The organism is Burkholderia lata, assembly GCF_902499025.1.
Lineage (GTDB): Bacteria > Pseudomonadota > Gammaproteobacteria > Burkholderiales > Burkholderiaceae > Burkholderia > Burkholderia lata_C.
The window spans coordinates 13,465-33,218 of sequence record NZ_CABVPW010000029.1; the positions used below are offsets into that span (position 1 = coordinate 13,465).

Consider the following 19,754-nt stretch of genomic DNA (forward strand, 5'->3'; position numbering starts at 1 on the left):
GTCATGCAATCCAGACGGACCTTCATGTGCGGATGCCTGGGGACGTTTGCCGCCTGTTCGCTGTTTCCTGGCGTGACCAACGCCAAGATGATCGACCTGCTGCCGCCTTCCGACCCGGCCGACGGCAAGACGTTTCGCGTGATCTGCATGCATGACGTGCGCGACAACCTGATGGCGTCGTTTTCGTCGGCGCCGGCGTCGGCGCTGGTCGATCCGTTCGCGGTCGATACCGGCACGCTGACCGCGATCTTCTCGTGGCTGCAGACCAACAACTACCACACCATCACGGTCAGGCAGATCGAGGAGTCGCGGCACGGCGGCAAGCCGCTGCCGCCGCGCGCGGTGCTGCTCACGTTCGACGACGGCTTTCGCAGCCACTACACGAAGGTGCTGCCGCTACTCGAGCGGTTCAAGTATCCGGCCGTGATGGGCATCGTCACCGCGTGGATCGATACACCGCCGGATACGCCGATCCGCCTCAGCGACAAGGTCCAGGTGCCGCGCGACTCCTTCATGTCGTGGGACGAGGTGAAGCGGCTCGGCCAGTCGCAGCTCGTCGAACTCGGTTGCCACACGCACAACCTCCATCACGGCGCGATCGCGAACCCGCAAGGCAACGAATTGCCGGCGACCACGTCGCACCTCTACCTGCAAGACGAGAAACGCTATGAAACCGACGCCGAATTCGAAGCGCGCGTGCACAACGACCTGCAGACATGCGTGCGGCAGATCCGCGAACATACCGGCATCGTCGCACGCTCGATGGTGTGGCCATACGGCGCGGAAAACCAGCCCGTGCGCCAGATATCGACGTCACTCGGCATGGACATCCAGTTCAGCCTCGATGCCGGCCCGAATACGCCGGACGTGCCGCTGGACCGGCTGCGGCGGATCCTGTTGATGTACGACGTCGACATCGGCGGGTTCGAGCGCTCGATGCGCGAGCCGGCGTCGAACCGCGGCGACGTCGACGTGCCCGAGCGCACCGTGCAGGTCGACCTGGACCAGGTCTACGATCCGGATCCCGCGCGGCAGGAAGTGAATCTCGGCAAGCTGATCGAACGCATCTACCGGATGCAGCCGAAATCGGTGTACCTGCAGGCGTTTGCGGACCCGAAAGGCACGGGCGTGGCCGAATCCGTGTATTTCCCGAACCGGCACCTGCCGATGCGCGCCGACCTGTTCTCGCGCGCCGCGTGGCAGCTCAACACGCGCTCCAACGTGCAGGTGTACGCATGGATGCCGGTGCTCGCGTTCCGGCCGCCGGCCGACAAGCTGCGCGGGCTCGAGGCCGTGAGTGCCTACGGCGGTGCGCCGGCCCGCGAGAACGGCACGCGCACGTTCCGGCTGAGCCCGTTCGATCCGGATGCGCGGCTGATGATCCAGCAGGTCTACGAGGATCTCAGCAAGCACGCGTCGTTCAGCGGCATCCTGTTCAGCGACGACGCCGTGCTCGACGACTACGAGGATGCCGGCCGGCATGCGCTGCGCACCTATTCGCAGTGGGGGCTGCCGGCCGACGTCGGCAAGATCCGCGAGAACCCCGACCTGCTGAAACGCTGGACCCGGCAGAAGTCGCGCTACCTGATCGACCTGACCCGCCAGCTCGAACAGGTCGTGCTGGCCCACCAGAACGTGGGCGACGTGCTGACCGCGCGCAACATCTTCGCGATGCCGGTGCTCAAGCCCGAATCGGAGGCGTGGTACGCGCAGAACTACGACGATTTCCTCGCCACCTACGACTACGTCGCGCTGATGGCGATGCCGTACATGGAGCAGGCGAAGGATCCCGAAGACTGGATGGACCAACTGGTGCGGGCCGTCCGTGCGAAGAAGCTCGGGCTGCAGCGCACCGTGTTCGAACTGCAGGCGTACGACTGGCACGCGCGCAAGGATGTGACGGCCGGCACGCTGCTCGCGCAGATGCGGCGGCTGCGCAGCGAGGGCGCGGTGAATTTCGGCTACTACCCGGACAACTTCCTGAACGACCAGCCGGATCTCGACGCGATGCGCGACGTGATGTCGCTGAAGTCGCGCCTCGACCCGACGTCGATCAACGCGCTGATGCAGATGCAGAAGACCCAGGGGACGAGGACGCCATGACCACCCACAGCATCATCCAGCGCCTGCAGGATTTCGTCTTCTACTACCCGTTCTTCATGTCGTACCTGTGGATGATCGGCGGCGTCGTGCACTACTTCCTGCTCGAGGAAGGCCGCGAGCTGTCCACGCGGACGATCGCGTCGAGCGGCATCCCGAAGATCTCGATCGTCGTGCCCTGCTTCAACGAAGCCGAGAACGCGCGCAGCGTGATCAGCCACCTGGACCGGATGCTGTATCCGAACTACGACATCATCGCAGTCAACGACGGCAGCAAGGATCGCACCGGCGAGATTCTCAACGCGCTGGCCGTCGAGATCCCGCGGCTGCTCGTGATCCATCACGCGCGCAACGAAGGCAAGGCGGTCGGGCTTACCACCGCGGCGGCCGTGTCGAATGCGGAATACCTGCTCTGCATCGATGGCGATGCGCTGCTCGCGCATGACGCGATCGGCTGGATGCTCGAGCATTTCCTGACCGATCCGGGCGTCGGCGCCGTGACCGGCAACCCGCGCATCCGCACGCGCACGTCGCTGCTCGGCCGCATGCAGGTCGGCGAGTTCTCGTCGATCGTCGGGCTGATCAAGCGCACGCAGCAGGTGTACGGCCGCATCTTCACGGTATCCGGCGTGATCACGATGTTCCGCAAGACCGCGCTCGCCGATGTCGGCTACTGGAGCTCGGACATGCTGACCGAGGACATCGACATCAGCTGGAAGCTGCAGTGCCGCGACTGGCGCGTCGTGTACGAGCCGCACGCGCTGAGCTGGATCCTGATGCCCGAGACGCTGAAGGGCCTGTACCGGCAGCGGTTGCGCTGGTCGAAGGGCGGCATCCAGGTGCTGATGAAGTACGCGGGTACGCTCGCGCGGCCGACGCAGATGATGATGTGGCCGCTGTTCGCCGAGTACCTGATCGGCATCGCGTGGGCCTATTCGATGTCGTTCATCCTGCTGCTGGCGCTGATCGGCGTCGTGTATCCGCTGCCGCAAAGCTGGCACGTATCGGTCGTGCCGCACTGGCACGGCATGCTGCTGGTCGCCACCTGCATCCTGCAACTGATCATCGGCAGCATGATCGATCGTCGCTACGACGAAAAACTCCTGATGTATTTCCTGGACACCGTCTGGTATCCCGTCGCCTTCTGGCTGATCAGCATGATCACCACCGTCGTCGCCCTGCCTGCCATCGTGCTGCGGGGCCGCGGCAAGCGGGCCGTATGGGTCAGCCCCGACCGAGGCATTCAAAAATGAAGAACGCACCGATTATTGACCTCTCCCTGCGCGCACCGCGCGACATGATCGCCGAGCGCGGTCGCATCGCCGGGTCCGTGCTGATCATCTGGTTCCGGCTCTTGCGGCCGGCGCTGGTGGGTGCCGTGTGGGCATCGATCTGCATCTACACGTACCGCTACCTGCTGCCGTTCAACCAGGCCGAGATGCCGATCGAGCAGATGGTGTTCTATGCGACCGCCATCGCGACCATCGCGGGCACCATCGTCACGTGGCTGATCGCGGGGCGCGTCGTGCATCCGCTGGCCTACCGGCTGCGCGTGTCGAAGATGCTGCGCCGCTCGGCCAGCGCGAAGGTGCGCTCGGTGCCGGCGAATGCGCTGGCCGGCGCCCGCCGGCGCGGCGCACGGCGCACGACCCGCATTCTCGTCGCGTCGCACGACGCGAACGGCTCGATTTCCGGCATCGAATGGGTAACCCACGCGGGGCCGCAGCCCCGCGAGTAGGTCAGCGGAGACGCGCCGCTGCGCACGGGACAACATGCGTGCGACACGGCGCCGCTCCGGATGCCGCGCTGCCGCGCTTGGCCGGCAGGCCGGCAACCTTTTGTGGACGAGGTGAAACATGTGCGGAATCGTCGGAGCAAGCGGCCTGAACAATCAGGTGCCGCAACTGGTCAATGCGCTGAGCCGGCTCGAGTATCGCGGCTACGATTCGTGCGGCATCGCCGTACAGGACGAGGGCCGCCTGCGCAGCGAACGCACGTTGCGGCGCGTGACCGACCTGCAGGCCCGCGTGCTGACGCTGGGCCTCGAAGCGCAGACCTGCATCGCGCATACGCGCTGGGCAACCCACGGCGCGCCGTCGGAAATGAACGCGCATCCGATCATGTCCGGCGACACGATCGCGGTCGTGCACAACGGCATCATCGAGAACCACGACGCGCTGCGCGCGGAGCTGCGGGAACGCGGCTATACGTTTCGCGGCCAGACCGACACCGAGGTGATCGCGCACCTGATCCACAGCCTCTATCGCGACGACCTGTTCGATTCGGTCATGCATGCCGTCAAGCGGCTGCATGGCGCGTATGCGATCGCGGTGCTGAGCGCGCGCGAGCCGCAGCGCCTCGTCGCCGCGCGCGCCGGCTCGCCGCTCGTGATCGGTATCGGCGCCGAACAGAACTACCTCGCGTCGGACTGCGCGGCGCTCGGCGACCTGACCGACCGCTTCGTCTACCTGGAAGACGGCGACGTCGCACTGATCACGCCGGACCGGATCGCCGTGGTCGACTCGGGCGGGCACGAGGCCCAGCGCCCGCTGTGCCAGGTGAAGGCGCGCGACGGCGACGCCGCGCTCGGCCCGTACCAGCACTTCATGCAGAAGGAGATCTTCGAGCAGCCGAAGGCGATCGGCAGCACGCTCGACGGCATCGACACGATCTCGCCGGCGCTGTTCGACGCGACCGACGCCACGCGCGCGCTGCTGTCGAAGGTGAGGAACGTGCTGCTGCTCGGCTGCGGCACCAGCTACTACGCGGGGCTGACCGCGAAATACTGGCTCGAGGCCATCGCCGGCATTCCCGCCCAGGTCGAGATCGCCAGCGAATACCGCTACCGCGATACGGTGGCCGATCCGCGCACGCTCGTCGTCGGTATTTCGCAATCGGGCGAAACGGCCGACACGATCGGCGCGATCGAGCGGGCACGCGAGATGGGCCAGGCACTGTCGATGGCGGTCTGCAACGTGGCGACCAGCACGATCGCGCGCAACGCGCCGCTGCGGTTCCTGACGCGGGCCGGGATCGAGCTTGGCGTCGCGTCGACCAAGGCGTTCACGACGCAGCTCGTCGCGCTGTTCGTGCTGACGCTGACGCTCGCGCAGCAACGCGGCCGGCTCGACGCGGCGCAGGTCGCGCTGCACCTGAAGCAGCTGCGTGCGCTGCCCGAGCGCATCGGCCATGCGCTCGCGCTCGAAACGCAGATCATGGGCTGGGCCGCGAAGTTCGCGCACACCGAGAACGCGCTGTTCCTCGGTCGCGGCATCCATTTCCCGATCGCGATGGAAGGCGCGCTGAAGCTCAAGGAGGTGTCGTACATCCACGCGGAAGGCTATGCGGCCGGCGAACTGAAGCACGGCCCGCTCGCGCTCGTCACGAGCGCGATGCCGGTCGTCACGATCGCGCCGGACGACCGCCTGTTCCAGAAGCTGAAATCCAACATGGCCGAGGTACGCGCGCGCGGCGGACGGCTCTATGTGCTGGCCGGCGATCAGCTCGGGATCGACGCCGACCGCGACACGCACCTGATCCGCGTGCGTGAATCGGGCGACCTGCTTTCACCGATCGTCAACGTGATCCCGTTGCAGTTGCTCGCGTATCACGTCGGCTGCGCGCGCGGCGCCGACGTCGACAAGCCGCGCAACCTCGCAAAATCGGTGACCGTCGAATGACGCGGCGAATGCGCCCCGCGCAGGCGGTCGCGCAGTGCGTCGCGGCCGCGCTGTGCGGCGCATGCGGCATCGTCACGGCGCTGCCGGCTGCGTTCGCCGCCACGCCGGCCGTGCATACGGTCACCGTGCAGGCCGACCCGTCATCTCACCCGGCCGTCGATCCGCGCAGCTTCATGCACGGCATCGGCGTGGCCGACGCCGGCAACGGCAAGCGCTGGGTGTTCTTCAGCAGCTCGGGCATCGTGCCGCGCGGCGCGATGCGCAACGGCAACTGGCCGCATGACGTGTACGTCGGCGAATGGCTGCCCGGCAAGCCGCACCTGCTGCACGTCCATACGTTCATCAGCCGCCCCGAGGCGCAGGAACCCGTGTCGATCGCGCAGAACGCACGCGGCGACATCTTCGTCACGTTCGAGGACGGCTGGAACGCACCGCAGGAGGTCAGCCAGCGCTACGGCGTCTACCGCCGCGACCTGAGGCCGATCAAGCCCTACCCGAACGACGTCGAATCGGGCGGCCACTCGGGGCACGTCGCCACGGCGGCCGACCGCTTCGTCGTGTTCTATTCCACCGACTGGATCGATGGCGGCGGCGTCGACAACCTCGGCACCGGCAACGGCGTGTACGTGAAAACCTACGACGCGGCCGGGCGCGTGCTGAACCATGTCGCGGTCGTGCCGCACCGCCGCGAATGGTGGCCCATCGTCGCGGGCTCGCCGCATACCGCGCTGCTCGTGTGGCAGAAATACATCGAAGGCAGCACGGACGCGACGCTCGAATACGCGATGTTCGACCCCGTCACCGCAAGACTGGACATGCTGGGAGCGCTGAACGACGCGATCCAGTACTACGTGTATTCGTCGGCCTATGTGCCTGAGATCGACCGCTTCATCGTCGTCACGACGACGGCGGACGCTCGCGGCGTCGCGATGCTGATCGCGCCGGACGGCCATCGCACGGCGACGCTCGACTGCCTGCCGGCGTCGGTGCGGGAGTCCGGCATCGGGGTGTCCGGCACGCATGCGTACGTGCCGACCCGCGACGGACGCCTGCTGTCGCTGACGCTCGGGCCGGCGGAGATTTCAGTGAGCGGCGTGCAGCGTTCGCCGATTCCGTGGGGCTCGACGGGTATCGCTGGCTTCCCTGGGGGCGGCACCACGATGCATTTCGTGTCGCTGACGCCGTCGGGCACGCGCGAAGCCGATTTCGAACCGGAGCACGAAACGCCGTTGCCGAAGAGCGAAGTGACTTGTTCGAGTCATTGATGGAGGTCCGGTAACGGGATCGCCGTGAATACGGTGGGCCCGTGCGCTCGTCCCGTCTTGCCCGCCTCCCCGCCTCTTCCGCTCCTTCATGCTCAAACCTCGCCCCGCAACGCCGCATCCTTCTCGCGGGCAGGCCGCCAGCCGCGCTGCCGCCGGCCTGCCCGATCATGACCGCCGCCCCCATCCCCGCGCAGCAGTCGCCAGCGCCGCGCGTACCGGATAGACTGTCGCCCGATTCCTTCCATCGGCCGCGGCCTGCTCCGCCTGTCGCCGCCGGAACGCCCCTTCCCGGAGAACGAATGCTGAAGCGCCGGTGGTTTTCGCTTTTGCTGCTGACGGTATGCCTGATCGGACAACGTGCGTCGGCCCAGTCCGCGCTTGAGCTCGAGACGGACGGCACGGCCCGCGCCCTCACCCGGCAAACGCTGCTCGCGCGCCCCGATGCCACCGACATCCACGTGCCGCGCGACATCGCGTACGGCAAGCCGATGACCTTCCGCGCGGTGCCGTTCGCCGACCTGCTCGGCGACAAGCTGCCGGCCGACGGCGTGCTCGAAACCCGTGCCGCCGACGGCTTCGCCGCCCAACTGCCGCTGGATCTCGTGCGCCGCCGCACGCCGGCCGGCGCCGTTCCGTGGCTCGCGATCGAGGATCCGGCGCATCCGTGGCCGAAGCTGCCCGGCAAGCAGGTCAGCGCCGGGCCGTTCTACCTGGTCTGGCTCGGGCCGGACGCGTCGTCGGTGCGCGGTGAGCAGTGGCCGTACCAGATCGTGCGCATCACGATCGAATCGTCGCCGCTCGCGCGCTGGCCGTCGCTCGCCGTCGGTGCCGCGCTGCCCGCCGATGATCCGGCTCGCGCAGGCCAGCACCTGTTCGTCACGCAATGCCTCGCATGCCACCGCATCGACGGCGCGGGCAGCAGCCATGCCGGCCCCGACCTGAACGCGCCGATGAATCCGGTCGACTACTTCCAGCCCGCCGCGCTGCGCCGCTATATTCGTAATCCGGCGTCGGTGCGCGACTGGCCGGGCCGCAGCATGCCGGCGTTTCCGCCCGACCAGCTGAGCGACCGCGAACTCGACCAGATCGTCGCGTATCTCGCGTATATGGCGCGGCGCAAGGCTGGCCGGTAACGCGCGGCTGAATCGAATATTCAAGGAACGTTGATGAAGTCAGGCGACACGCTGTTCACCATCACATCGATCGAAGCTGCGCAGACGCACCCGCTCCGGGCGATGATCCTGCTGAACGACGATCTGAACGCGTGCGAACTGGCCGGCGACCATGCGCCGACGACCCTGCACGTCGGCATACGCGATTCGTCGGGCATCGTCGCCGTTGCGTCGCTCTGCGAGGAGATGCGCGAAGACGATCCTGCGCGACCGGCATGGCGGCTTCGCGGAATGGCCGTCCACCCCGCCGTGCGTGGCATGGGCTTCGGGCGCGTGCTGGTGCAGGTCTGCGTGCGGCACGCGGAAACACGCGGGGCCGCGCTCGTGTGGTGTACGGCACGCGAATCCGCGTACCGGTTTTATGAAAAGCTCGGCTTCGCGGCCGACGCCGCGACGATCACGATGCCGGCGCGCACCGATATGGCGTTTTATGTGATGCGGCGATATCTCGATCCGCATTCGCCGGGGGCCTGACGACGCAACCCGCGCGTTCGCGTCGTCAGGCAGTGATCGGTGCGGCCTGGCGCAGACTCGCTCGTCGGGCCGCCGCCGTCACACCCGCGCTCAAACTTCCTGCGCGCTCTGCAGCACCGCACGCAACAGCACGTCGGCGCCCGCCGCCGCCCATTCAGGCGTAATCGCTTCGGCCTCGTTGTGGCTCAGCCCGTCGACGCACGGCACGAAGATCATCCCCGTCGGCGCGACGCGCGCGACATAGCATGCGTCGTGACCCGCGCCGGACACGATATCCATGTGCGACAGCCCGAGCCCCTGGGCCGCGTCACGCACCGTGTCGATGCAGCGCGGCGCGAACGGGATCGGCGCATACGTGAAGATCTGCTCGATCTGCGCGCCGAGGCCCGTTTCGTCGGCCACACGGGCCAACTCGGCACGCAGCACCGCGTCGAGTTCGTCGAGCACCGCGTCGTCGGGGTGACGGAATTCGACCGTGAAAAAGCACCCGCCCGGCACGGTATTGCGCGAGTTCGGCCGCGCCTCGATCATCCCGACCGTCGCGCGTGCATACGGCGCGTAACGGCGGCCGAGCACTTCGACGAACGAGATCATCCGAGCGGCGCCCACCAGCGCATCGCGACGGAATTCCATCGGCGTCGTGCCCGCGTGCGCGTCGACACCGGTGAGCGTCACCTCGTACCAGCGCTGCCCCTGCCCGGCCGTCACGACGCCGATCGTCTTGCCGGCCCGTTCGAGAATCGCCCCCTGTTCGATATGCAGCTCGTACGCCGCATGCACCGGATAGCCGCCGACGGGCTCGGCGCCCGCGTAGCCGATCCGCGCCAGTTCCTCGCCGATCGTCCTGCCCGCGCCATCGGTGCGCGACAGCCCGTATTCGAGCGTATAGATGCCCGAGAACACGCCGGCCGACACCATCGCCGGCGCGAAACGCGAGCCTTCCTCGTTGGTCCAGATCACGACGTCGATCGGGCGCTCGGTCTCGATACCCGCGTCGTTCAGCGCGCGCACGACTTCGAGCCCGCCCAGCACGCCGTAGATGCCGTCGTAGCGGCCGCCCGTCGGCTGCGAATCGGCGTGCGAGCCGGTCATGACCGGCGCGGCATCGGGGTTGCGGCCCGCGCGGCGCGCGAACACGTTGCCCATCTGGTCCACGCGCACCGTGCAGCCGGCGTCTTGCGCCCATTGCACGAACAGGTCGCGCGATTCGCGATCGAGATCGGTCAGCGCGAGGCGGCAGACGCCGCCCTTCGGCGTCGCGCCGATCTGCGCCATCCGGTCGAGCGACGCCCACAGGCGGTCGCCGTCGACGCGCGGCGTGCTCACGCTTGCCACCTTGGCATTCGCGTTGTCGTCACGCATCGCCGTTCTCCGGCGCGGCTTGCCGTGCGTAGCGGAAATCACAGCGCTTGCCGCCCTGCATGATCGTGCTCGTGCGCGTGAGCGCGATGTCCGGCGCATAGCCCTGGATGAAATAGCTGTCGCGCGCGCAGCTCAGCAGATGCCCGATCTCGCCGAGCCCCATCGCGTGATACATCTCGGCGTAGCTGCAGCGATGCACGTCGTAGTCGTAGTGCGCGTCGTCCGCGCGCTGCACCTCGACGTCGAGTGCATCGTCCTTCTCCCACAGCACCTGCAGCGCGATGAACGACTTCACGCTCGTGCCGCCCGGTTCCTGCGCGGCGAACGTGCGGCCGGCGTCGACGGCCGCGCCGCGCACCGCTTCCGCGATCACGGCCTGCGCGCGCTCGGCACCGAACTCGCGCTTCATGATCTCGTAGATCGGCTTGATGATTTCCGCTTCGATGCGGCGCCGCGCGAGGATCCCGAGGCGCGTGTCCTCGGGGGCGGGGGCGGATGTCTGGGTCGCTTCGGTCATGGGGCTCGTCTTTTTCGATTGATCGCTGTGTTGTTACTTGGCCGCGGTGCGCGAGCCGCCGAGCACGTCGACGACGGTCCACTTGCCGCCGCGCACCTGGTAGATCGTGAAGGCCGGATCCTTCAGGTTGCCTTCGGCATCGAACGCGATCCGCCCCGTCACGCCGGGCCGGTCGATCGCACGCACCGCCGCGACCATTTTCGCCGGCTGCGTCGTGCCGGCCTTCTGCGCGGCCGCGATCAGCGTGGCGGCCGCGTCGTAGGCGAACGGCGCATGCAGTTCGATCGGGGCGCGGAAGCGCGCCTGGTATTGCGTGTCGAACGCCTTGCCGCCCGGCATCCGGTCGAGCGGCAGGCCCGGCTCGAGCGCCGTCACGCCGTCACCGTCCTTGCCCGCGAGCGACAGGAAAGTCTGGCTCACGAAGCCGCCCGCGCCGAGCAGCGGCGCGTTCACGCCGAGCTGGCGCATCCGGCGCGCGATCGGCGCAGCCTGCGCATCGAGGCCGCCGAAGAACACGAGATCCGCGCGCTTGCCCTTGATCGCGGTCAGCACGCCGCTGAAATCGGTCGTCTTGTCGTTCACGTACTGGCGATCGACGATCGCGCCGCCGTTCGCCTGCACGCCCTTGATGAACTGGTCGGCGAGCCCCGAGCCGAACGACGTGCGATCGTCGATCACCGCGATGCGCTTCGCCTTCAGCGTCTTCACCGCATACGCGCCCGTGAAATTGCCGCCCGCGTCGTCGTGACCCATGATGCGGAAGGCCGTTGCATAGCCCTGCTGCGTGTATTGATGGCCGGTGGATGCCGGCGCGATCTGCGGGATGCCCGCATCGCGGTAGACGCGCGACGCCGGCACGCTGCAGCCCGTGTTCCAGTGGCCGACGACGCCGATCACGTGCTGGTCGACGAGCTGCTGCGCAACCGCGACGGCCGTGCGCGGATCGGACTGGTCATCGGCCGCGACGAGCTTGTAGACGACCGGCTTGCCGCCGATGGTCGGATGCTTCGCGTTCGCGTCGTCGATCGCGAGTTGCGCGCCGTTCTGCAGATCCTTGCCGATCCGCGCGGACGGGCCGGTGAGCGGCGCGGCGAGACCGATCAGGATCGTCTGCGGCGCGGACTGCGCGAACGCGGGAACGGAGGCGACCAGGGCGGCCGCCGAGAATGCGAGGCTGGCGTGGAGGAAAGCGATTTTCATGTGCGGGGATCGGCGAATCGGATCAAAACATGAAAAATATTAAATATTCAGCACCCAAACCCCAAATACCCAATTGTTGGATGCTTATGCCATTCCCGACACATTAACCTACACCGCTGTAAATACAGGATATTTTCATGTTGTCGCTTACCCTGACTTTTCGATAAAATTCGACACATGAAAAATATAGAACAATTACCGCACGATCCCCCGCTGCGCGCGGTGCGTGCGTTCGAAGCGTTCGCGCGTCTCGGGTCGGTCACCGCGGCGGCGGGCGAGCTCGACATCACGCCGTCGGCGGTCAGCCATCAGCTGCAGCTGCTCGAAGCGTTCATCCAGACGCCGCTGACGGTCCGCGAGGGCCGGCTGCTGGCGCTCACCGACGAAGGCCGCGACTACTACCGCTCGATCAGCGCCGCGTTCTCGGTGCTGCGCAGCGCGACGCGCTTCGTGCGCGACCGCTCGTCGCTGCGACAGATCACGGTCAGCCTGATTCCGCTGCTCGGCATCGGCTGGTTCATTCCGCGGCTGCATGCATTCCTGGCCGACAACACGGACGTCGACGTGACGGTGCTGTATGCGCATCACCGCAACTACCGTAGCGATGCGTCGGACCTGTCGATCCGGTTCGGCACCGGCGACTGGCCCGGCTACCGCTGCGAGCGGCTGCTGCCGGGCGCGATGGTGCCGATGTGCAGCCCGTCGTTCCTGAAGCGCCACGGGCCGTTTCGCATGCCGGCCGATCTCGCGCGCGCCCCGCTCGTGCACGACGAGGATCGCAGCACGTGGGTCAACTGGCTGCAGGGCGCGGGCGTGAAGCATGTGTCGCATGCGGTGGGGCCGATGTTCGAAGACGGCCAGCTCACGCTGAGCGCCGCGCGCGCGGATCTCGGCGCGGCATTGCTGCGCGCGCCGCTGGTCGAGCGCGAGCTGGCGAATGGCGAGCTCGTGAAGCTGTTCGATCACGCGCTCGACGACGGACGCGATTACTACCTGTGCACGCGCGAGGATGCGGACATGCCGGATGGGGCGCGGCGGCTGGCGGAGTGGTTGAGGAAGATGGCGGGGATTTGAGCGGAGCGGGACGACGTCGCTCCGACAGCCGGCCGAATCGGGAAGCCGCATTCGCATCGGACGTGCCGAGTACTTGCACTTGGCCGACCGGATCGCCACTTTGGTCGTGTCCCGTCACGGAGGTTGCAATGAACAGAATTCCGGTCGATCTATCAGATGACCAGCATGCGGCGTTGACCCGCATCGCCGCGCACCAGAACAGTTCCTCCGCCGAGATCATCCGGGACGCGATCGACGCCTGCATCGCGCTGCGGAACCGGACACTCGCTGACAATGTGTTCGGCCTCTGGAAGGGGCGCAACGCCGTCGACCAGGAAGACTTGCGCTCGGAGTGGTGAACGCGCGCCCCGAACAACCTTCGGCGCCGCCTCGAGTCGCTCCACCCGCTGCTTTTGACTTTCGATGCAATTCGTCTCGCCGCATCTCCGCCCGGCTACCGCTCGTCCATACACCCACGCGTCAATTACCTCCCCCGCACGCCGCACCCAATCAAGGGCCGGAAGCAGATAGAAATTCTCGATGCCCCGGATTGAAACAAGCAATTTCACAAACTCAGGGTGAACCCGGATACTGGGAACACTTCATCAACACCACCGCAAAGGAACTCGCAAGATGCCGATCATCAACACCCAAATCAAGCCGTTCAAGGCAACCGCATACCACAACGGCGATTTCGTGCCCGTCTCGGAAGAGAACTTCAAGGGCAAGTGGTCCGTCGTCGTGTTCTACCCGGCCGACTTCACGTTCGTCTGCCCGACCGAGCTGGGCGACCTCGCCGACCGTTACGCGGAATTCCAGAAGCTGGGTGTCGAAATCTACGGCGTGTCGACCGACACGCACTTCACGCACAAGGCATGGCACGACACGTCGGACACGATCGGCAAGATCAAGTACCCGATGATCGGCGACCCGACGCTCACGCTGTCGCGCAACTTCGACGTGCTGATCGAGGAAGAAGGGATGGCCCTGCGCGGCACGTTCGTGATCAACCCGGAAGGCGAGATCAAGCTGTGCGAAATCCACGACAACGGCATCGGCCGCGACGCAGGCGAACTGCTGCGCAAGGTGCAGGCTGCGCAATACATCGCGGCGCACCCGGGTGAAGTGTGCCCGGCCAAGTGGACGCCGGGTGCGGAAACGCTGACCCCGTCGCTCGACCTGATCGGCAAGATCTGACGATCGCTCCGCGCGCCTCGCACGAGGCGCGCGAGACACACTACGGGCCGCCGCATCATGCGGCCCGCGCCCTCCTCCGGCACGACGTGCCCGACCAGAATCATTAATACGGAATCCGAAACGCCATGCTCGACGCCAATCTCAAGAACCAACTGAAAGCGTACCTCGAAAAGATCACGCGCCCGATCGAACTCGTCGCCTCGCTCGACGACAGCGCGAAATCGCAGGAACTGCTGGCGCTGCTGACCGAGATTGCGTCGCTGACGGATCGCGTGACCGTGACCGAGCGCCGCGACGACGCCGAGCGCAAGCCGTCGTTCTCGATCGGCGAACCCGGCAAGCCGACCGGCATCCGTTTCGCCGGCATCCCGATGGGCCACGAATTCACGTCGCTCGTGCTCGCGCTGCTGCAGACGGGCGGCCACCCGATCAAGCTCGACGACGACGTGATCGAACAGATCCGCGCGCTCGACGGTGACTACGCGTTCGAGACGTATTTCTCGCTGTCGTGCCAGAACTGCCCGGAAGTCGTGCAGGCGCTGAACGTGATGTCGCTGGTCAACCCGCGCATCCGTCACGTCGCGATCGACGGCGCGCTGTTCCAGGATGAAGTCGAGTCGCGCCAGATCATGGCCGTGCCGACGATGTTCCTGAACGGTGCCTCGTTCGGCCAGGGCCGCAGCAGCGTGAAGGAAATCCTCGCGAAACTCGATACGGGCGCCAGCGCACGTGCCGCGAAGTCGCTCGAGAACAAGCCGGTGTTCGATACGCTGATCGTCGGCGGCGGCCCGGCAGGCGCGGCCGCAGCCATCTACTCGGCGCGCAAGGGCATTGCGACGGGCGTCGTCGCCGAGCGTTTCGGCGGCCAGGTGCTCGACACGATGGCGATCGAGAACTTCGTGTCGGTGCAGGAAACCGAAGGGCCGAAGTTCGCGACCGCGCTCGAACAGCACGTGAAGCAGTACGACGTCGACATCATGGACGTGCAGCGCGCCGACGCGCTGATTCCGGGCGACGTGCACCAGATCCGCCTCGCGAACGGCGCGGTGCTGAAGGCGAAGACGATCGTCCTCGCGACCGGCGCGCGCTGGCGTGAAATCAACGTGCCGGGCGAGCGCGAATACCGCAACCGCGGTGTCGCGTACTGCCCGCACTGCGACGGCCCGCTGTTCAAGGGCAAGCGCGTCGCGGTGGTCGGTGGCGGCAACTCGGGTGTCGAGGCCGCGATCGACCTCGCCGGCATCGTGAAGGCCGTCACGCTGATCGAATACGGCGCGCAACTGCGTGCGGACGAAGTGCTGCAACGCAAGCTGCGCAGCCTGCCGAACGTGACGATCGTCACGCAGGCGCAAACGACCGAGCTGACCGGCGACGGCAGCAAGCTGAACGGGCTCGTCTACAAGGATCTGCGCTCGGGTGACACGCAACGCATCGATCTGGAAGGCGTATTCGTGCAGATCGGCCTCGTGCCGAACACCGAATGGCTGAAAGGCACGGTCGAACTGTCGAAGCACGGCGAGATCGTCGTCGATGCGCGCGGCGCGACGTCGGTGCCGGGCGTGTTCGCGGCCGGCGACGTGACGACGGTGCCGTTCAAGCAGATCGTGATCGCCGTGGGTGAAGGCGCGAAGGCATCGCTCGGTGCATTCGACCACCTGATCCGGCAGGACGTTGCACCGGTTGTTGCCGCGCAACCGCAGGCCGAGGAAGCGGTCGCCGCGTAACGCGCGTCAGCCCGTCGGCACAACAGTTTGTCTCTCTTGGCCCCGCATGCTTTGGTCGGCGTGCGGGGCCCTTTTTATTCCGGAAGCGAGCGAGGTTACTTGGTCGTGGTCGGGGCGTTGCTCGCCGGCGCCGGTGACGGTGGCGACTTGAAATTGCTCGACTCCCTGACCAGCTGCTCGGTCATCGCGGCGGCAACCGGATTCGAGCCCGACGACGAACTGCCCTGCCGGTACGAACCGCTGCTCGACGACATCGACGACATCGACGGCGGCGGCAACGACGGGTCGAGCTTCGCCGACTCCCTCACGAGAGCGGCCGTCTCCGGCGTTTCGGATTTCGTTGCAGCGGGTGCTGCAGCTGCATGGCGTTCGAGGCCGTCACGCTTGCGCGGCGCGCGTTGTGTGACCTGCCCGGGTGCGGGCGCGGCCTGCTGCACAGGTTTGGCGGCCGGCGGCGGTGCCGGCGGGGTCGAATCCTGCGCATCGACGGTCACGACGTTGACCTTCGGGGGCGGAGCGCCCGGCTTCGTCACCGGCTGCGGTTTGTCGCTGACGACCGGCACGGCAGGCGCTGCGCTGACGCGCGCGGTTTCGGCCGGCGCAGCAGGCGCCGGTGCGGGAGGTGGCGGCGCAACAGCCGCCTGTTTCGGTGCCATCGCGGCAGCGGGGGCCGGCGGCGCGATAGTGCCCTGCACGGCGTGATCGTTGCCCGCGGGCGCAGCGGCAACCGGTGCGGCCGAATCGCCGATGCCGGCATCTTCGATCGCACGGTGGTCCGCACGCAGGAGCATTACGTAGGCAGTGCCGGCCGCGGCTACCAGGAGCCCACCGGCGATCATCAAGGTCTTGCGGGTACTCGTCATGCTTGCTCACCGCTCATATCGACGTGAACAAGCCATCATACGCGGCGATCGGCCGTCGATCCCGCATGAATACATTTGGTTGCATTGTGCCGAAACAGGTCGGCGCGACGTTCGTCAGACGTATCGCCTCCGCTGCTCCGGCACGATCAACGCGTGCGCATCACTCCGGAAACGGCAATTCGGTCTGCCCTTCCGCGCGCATGCCGAACGTGTTCAGCGTCATCGCGACGAGCGCGTAGTAGCCGAGCAATGCAACGAGATTCACGACGGTTTCGTGGCCGAAGCGCGCTTCCGCCCGCTCAAACGTCGCGTCGCTCACGCGCCGCGCGTCGTACAGCTCGCTCGCGAACGCATGGATCAGCGCGTCGTCGTCCGACTCGAATGCAGGCGCGACGCCGCACCGGATCGCGTCGGCCGTCGCGGCCGGCACACCCGCATCGAGTGCAATCGGATGGTGGATGTGCCACTCGGCCTGCGAACGCCAGCGCGCGGCCGTCACGAGAATCGCGAGTTCCGACAGGCGCAGCGGCAGGCCCGTGCGATAGCGGCAGAACGCGCCGAGCTTCTGCGCGTGCTGAGCAAGCTCGGGGCTCGCGATCCAGCCGAGAAACGGCCCGTTCAGGTTACCGCGCGGGCCGCTGAGAATGTCGGCCAGCACGGCCTTCTGCTCATCGGTGGCCGATGCGGGATCGAACGGAGGCAATCTGTTTGTCATGGCGAGGTCCGGACAAGGTTCGACGAATGCGGTTACGCGCCGGCCGACGCGAGCGCCGCGCCGATTGCACCCGACAGCCGCTCGACGATCGTATCGATCTGCTGCGCGGTGCAAATGAAAGGCGGCGCAACCAGGATGTGATCGCCGTGAACGCCGTCGATCGTCCCGCCCATCGGATACACCATCAGGCCGCGCTGCATCGCTTCGCGCTTGACCGCCGCGTGCAGCTTCAGCGACGGATCGAACGTCGCCTTGCTGTCGCGATCGCGCACGAGTTCGACACCGACGAACAGCCCGCGACCGCGCACGTCGCCGACATGCGGATGCGCGCCATAGTGCTCGCGCAACGACGCGCGCAGTTGCTCGCCACGCGCCTTCACGTTGTCGAGCAGCTTCTCTTCGGCGATCACGCGCTGCACTTCGAGCGCGGCCGCGCATGCGGTTGCGTGGCCGAGGTACGTGTGGCCGTGCTGGAAGAAACCCGAGCCGTCGACGATCGTCCGGTAGATGCGGTCGCTGACGAGCGTCGCACCGATCGGCTGGTAGCCCGCACCGAGCCCTTTCGCGATCGTCAGCAGGTCGGGCGCGACGCCGTCTTCGTCGCATGCGTACAGGTAGCCCGTGCGCCCCATCCCCGACATGATCTCGTCGAGAATCAGCAGCACGCCGTACTTGTCGCACACCGCGCGAATCTTCTTCAGGTACGTGCGTACCGGCGGCACCGCGCCGGCCGTTGCGCCCACCACCGTCTCCGCCACGAACGCCGCGACGTTGTCCGCGCCGAGTTCGACGATCTTCTGCTCGAGTTCGTCCGCGAGGCGTTGCGCATACGCTTCGTCGGTTTCGCCCGCCTGCTGGTCGCGGTACGCGAAGCACGGGCTCACGTGGTGCGCCTCGATCAGCAGCGGCAGGAACGGCTCGCGCCGCCACTCATTGCCGCCGATCGCGAGCGCGCCGAGCGTGTTGCCGTGATAGCTCTGGCGCCGCGCGATGAAATGGCGGCGCTGCGGCTCGCCCTTCTCGACGAAATACTGGCGCGCGAGCTTCAGCGCGGCCTCGACCGCCTCGGAGCCGCCCGACACGAAATACACGTGTTCGAGGCCGGCCGGCGCGGCGTCGACGAGCCGGTCGGCCAGTTCCTCGGCCACGTCGGTCGTGAAGAACGACGTATGGGCGTACGCCAGTTGCTGCGCCTGCCGCTTGATCGCGTCGATCACGCGCTGGTTGCTGTGGCCGAGACACGAAACGGCCGCGCCGCCGCAGGCGTCGATATAGCGTTTGCCGGTCGAGTCGATGATCTCGATGCCGTCGCCTGCGACGGCGACGGGCAAGGTGGCGCGCGGAGCGCGATGAAAAACGGTCGTCATGCGTTGCCTCATGGATCAGGACGCGTCGTGCGCGCGTCCGGACGGCACGATGCGCGTCGCGAAACGCTGCGTGCCGTGTTGGTAAAGGGTGAAATCGATCGATGCCGCGCCGATCGCGAACACGGCCGTGGCCAGCGTGTTCTCGTCGTCGGGGTCGGCCGGATCGTCGCGGTAGATCGGCAGCCCTTCCGGCGCGCGATCGCCAAGCACGCTCAGCAGCGCGGCTTCGTCGATTGCATCGATGGCGGGCGTCAACGCGTCGACACGGCGCTGGCGGTCGGCCGACGATTGCGTGACGATCTGCGCTTGCGCGTCGCAGCCGGGGTGCACGAGATGGTTCGCATGCCCGGCGAGCCGCGCGACGTCGATCACCGAACAGCGCGCGACGCTCGCCTCGATGCTCAGCAGCCGCGCATCGCCGGTCGCGCCCAGCGTGTGATGAAAGCCGCTTGCACGCGCATGACGACGCAGCACGTCGGCCGCCGCGTCGAGCGACGTCGCATCGAGCACGGCGCGCGCGAGGATCATGCGCGGCACGCCCGCTGCGGGTGTGCGGATCCGCAGATTATTGATCGCCTGCGCGATGCCCGCGCGGTTCGCGGCAAAGGTATGACCCGGCAGCGAACCGGGGTAATAGAAGCTGATGAAGCCGGGTTTGCCCGCCGGCTGCACGTCGACAAGCAGGCAGCGCTCGCGCAGGAACGGATCGCCGTCCTCGTTGTGCGCGATCCAGCGCGTGCCGGCCGCGTCGCGCGCGGCAAGCGTCGTGCAGCCGTCCGGCGCGTTGTGGATCAGCTCGCCGCGGCAGTTCCACAAGAAGATGTCCTCGGCCGGCCAGCCGACACCGGCCGCGATCCCGTCCAGCTCCGCGACGAGATCGGGATACGCGGCCAGCGCGGCCTGCCGCAGCGCAGCGACGAACGGATGGCCGCGCCAGCGGCGCACGGCCTGCCACGCACTGCTCTGCTGCATGTACGCGTCGAACACGGGACGGGCGAGTTGGCCGAGGCGCACGCCGATGTCGAACGGCGCGCCGGCGATGACGGGAGAAAGGGAAAGCGGCAT

General features: G+C 67.1%; 17 protein-coding genes and 1 pseudogene. 11 read left to right on the plus strand and 7 right to left on the minus strand.

All coding sequences use genetic code 11. From position 1 onward, the window contains the following. Positions 1-3 precede the first annotated feature (3 nt). From pgaB to BDI24065_RS26590, 7 genes and pseudogenes are all read left to right on the plus strand, one after another. Positions 4-2,103 carry a poly-beta-1,6-N-acetyl-D-glucosamine N-deacetylase PgaB gene (pgaB, locus tag BDI24065_RS26560; protein WP_175033775.1) on the plus strand — a complete coding sequence of 700 codons (2,100 nt, stop codon included), beginning with the start codon at positions 4-6 and terminating at the stop codon, positions 2,101-2,103. Beyond that, positions 2,100-3,372 (plus strand): annotated as a pseudogene (gene pgaC, locus BDI24065_RS26565) (poly-beta-1,6-N-acetyl-D-glucosamine synthase). Before pgaB ends, pgaC begins: the two are co-directional and overlap by 4 nt. Then, the gene (locus BDI24065_RS26570; protein WP_175033777.1) at positions 3,350-3,838 is read left to right on the plus strand and encodes a Biofilm PGA synthesis auxiliary protein PgaD; all 489 of its coding nucleotides are present in this window, start codon (positions 3,350-3,352) and stop codon (positions 3,836-3,838) included. Before pgaC ends, BDI24065_RS26570 begins: the two are co-directional and overlap by 23 nt. Before the next feature lie 118 nt (positions 3,839-3,956). Beyond that, the gene (gene glmS / locus BDI24065_RS26575; protein WP_175033778.1) at positions 3,957-5,780 is read left to right on the plus strand and encodes a glutamine--fructose-6-phosphate transaminase (isomerizing); all 1,824 of its coding nucleotides are present in this window, start codon (positions 3,957-3,959) and stop codon (positions 5,778-5,780) included. Positions 5,781-5,788: 8 nt separating this feature from the next. After that, positions 5,789-7,045, plus strand: a complete 1,257-nt coding sequence (locus BDI24065_RS26580) for a hypothetical protein (RefSeq protein WP_175033853.1) — start codon at positions 5,789-5,791, stop codon at positions 7,043-7,045. A 299-nt stretch (positions 7,046-7,344) separates the two neighbouring features. After that, positions 7,345-8,178 (plus strand): c-type cytochrome, encoded by an 834-nt coding sequence (locus BDI24065_RS26585; RefSeq protein WP_175033779.1) that lies wholly within the window; start codon positions 7,345-7,347, stop codon positions 8,176-8,178. A 33-nt stretch (positions 8,179-8,211) separates the two neighbouring features. Continuing rightward, positions 8,212-8,691 carry a GNAT family N-acetyltransferase gene (locus tag BDI24065_RS26590; protein WP_175033780.1) on the plus strand — a complete coding sequence of 160 codons (480 nt, stop codon included), beginning with the start codon at positions 8,212-8,214 and terminating at the stop codon, positions 8,689-8,691. Between the two features lie 90 nt (positions 8,692-8,781). Here BDI24065_RS26590 and BDI24065_RS26595 read toward each other — a convergent pair whose 3' ends face one another. The 3 genes from BDI24065_RS26595 to BDI24065_RS26605 are packed head-to-tail and all read right to left on the minus strand — an operon-like array spanning position 8,782 to position 11,770. After that, positions 8,782-10,053 (minus strand): Zn-dependent hydrolase, encoded by a 1,272-nt coding sequence (locus tag BDI24065_RS26595; protein ID WP_175033781.1) that lies wholly within the window; start codon positions 10,051-10,053, stop codon positions 8,782-8,784. Further along, positions 10,046-10,570: an L-2-amino-thiazoline-4-carboxylic acid hydrolase gene (locus BDI24065_RS26600; RefSeq protein ID WP_175033782.1), complete on the minus strand. Its 525-nt coding sequence runs from the start codon at positions 10,568-10,570 to the stop codon at positions 10,046-10,048. Before BDI24065_RS26600 ends, BDI24065_RS26595 begins: the two co-directional genes overlap by 8 nt. Before the next feature lie 33 nt (positions 10,571-10,603). Next, positions 10,604-11,770 (minus strand): branched-chain amino acid ABC transporter substrate-binding protein, encoded by a 1,167-nt coding sequence (locus BDI24065_RS26605; protein ID WP_175033783.1) that lies wholly within the window; start codon positions 11,768-11,770, stop codon positions 10,604-10,606. Between the two features lie 177 nt (positions 11,771-11,947). On the opposite strand from BDI24065_RS26605, the gene BDI24065_RS26610 reads away from it, so the two are divergent. The 4 genes from BDI24065_RS26610 (at position 11,948) to ahpF (ending at position 15,744) form a co-directional block, all read left to right on the plus strand. Continuing rightward, positions 11,948-12,844, plus strand: coding sequence for a LysR substrate-binding domain-containing protein (locus tag BDI24065_RS26610; RefSeq protein WP_175033784.1), 897 nt, complete (start codon positions 11,948-11,950; stop codon positions 12,842-12,844). Positions 12,845-12,972: 128 nt separating this feature from the next. Next, positions 12,973-13,182, plus strand: a complete 210-nt coding sequence (locus tag BDI24065_RS26615) for a ribbon-helix-helix protein, CopG family (RefSeq protein WP_175033785.1) — start codon at positions 12,973-12,975, stop codon at positions 13,180-13,182. Positions 13,183-13,456: 274 nt separating this feature from the next. Continuing rightward, positions 13,457-14,020, plus strand: coding sequence for an alkyl hydroperoxide reductase subunit C (ahpC, locus tag BDI24065_RS26620; protein WP_006488685.1), 564 nt, complete (start codon positions 13,457-13,459; stop codon positions 14,018-14,020). A 125-nt stretch (positions 14,021-14,145) separates the two neighbouring features. Then, the gene (ahpF, locus tag BDI24065_RS26625; RefSeq protein ID WP_175033786.1) at positions 14,146-15,744 is read left to right on the plus strand and encodes an alkyl hydroperoxide reductase subunit F; all 1,599 of its coding nucleotides are present in this window, start codon (positions 14,146-14,148) and stop codon (positions 15,742-15,744) included. A 95-nt stretch (positions 15,745-15,839) separates the two neighbouring features. Here the strand turns inward: ahpF and BDI24065_RS26630 are convergent, their stop codons facing one another. The 4 genes from BDI24065_RS26630 to BDI24065_RS26645 all read right to left on the minus strand — a co-directional run bounded on the left by BDI24065_RS26630 (position 15,840) and on the right by BDI24065_RS26645 (position 19,754). Further along, entirely contained in the window at positions 15,840-16,607 is a 768-nt protein-coding gene (locus BDI24065_RS26630) for an extensin (protein ID WP_175033787.1), read from the minus strand. A gap of 160 nt (positions 16,608-16,767) precedes the next feature. Next, entirely contained in the window at positions 16,768-17,322 is a 555-nt protein-coding gene (locus BDI24065_RS26635; protein WP_175033788.1) for a carboxymuconolactone decarboxylase family protein, read from the minus strand. Between the two features lie 32 nt (positions 17,323-17,354). After that, on the minus strand, positions 17,355-18,689 hold the full coding sequence (locus tag BDI24065_RS26640; RefSeq protein WP_175033789.1) for an aspartate aminotransferase family protein: 1,335 nt from the start codon (positions 18,687-18,689) through the stop codon (positions 17,355-17,357). Between the two features lie 15 nt (positions 18,690-18,704). Continuing rightward, positions 18,705-19,754: a C45 family autoproteolytic acyltransferase/hydolase gene (locus tag BDI24065_RS26645; protein WP_175033790.1), complete on the minus strand. Its 1,050-nt coding sequence runs from the start codon at positions 19,752-19,754 to the stop codon at positions 18,705-18,707.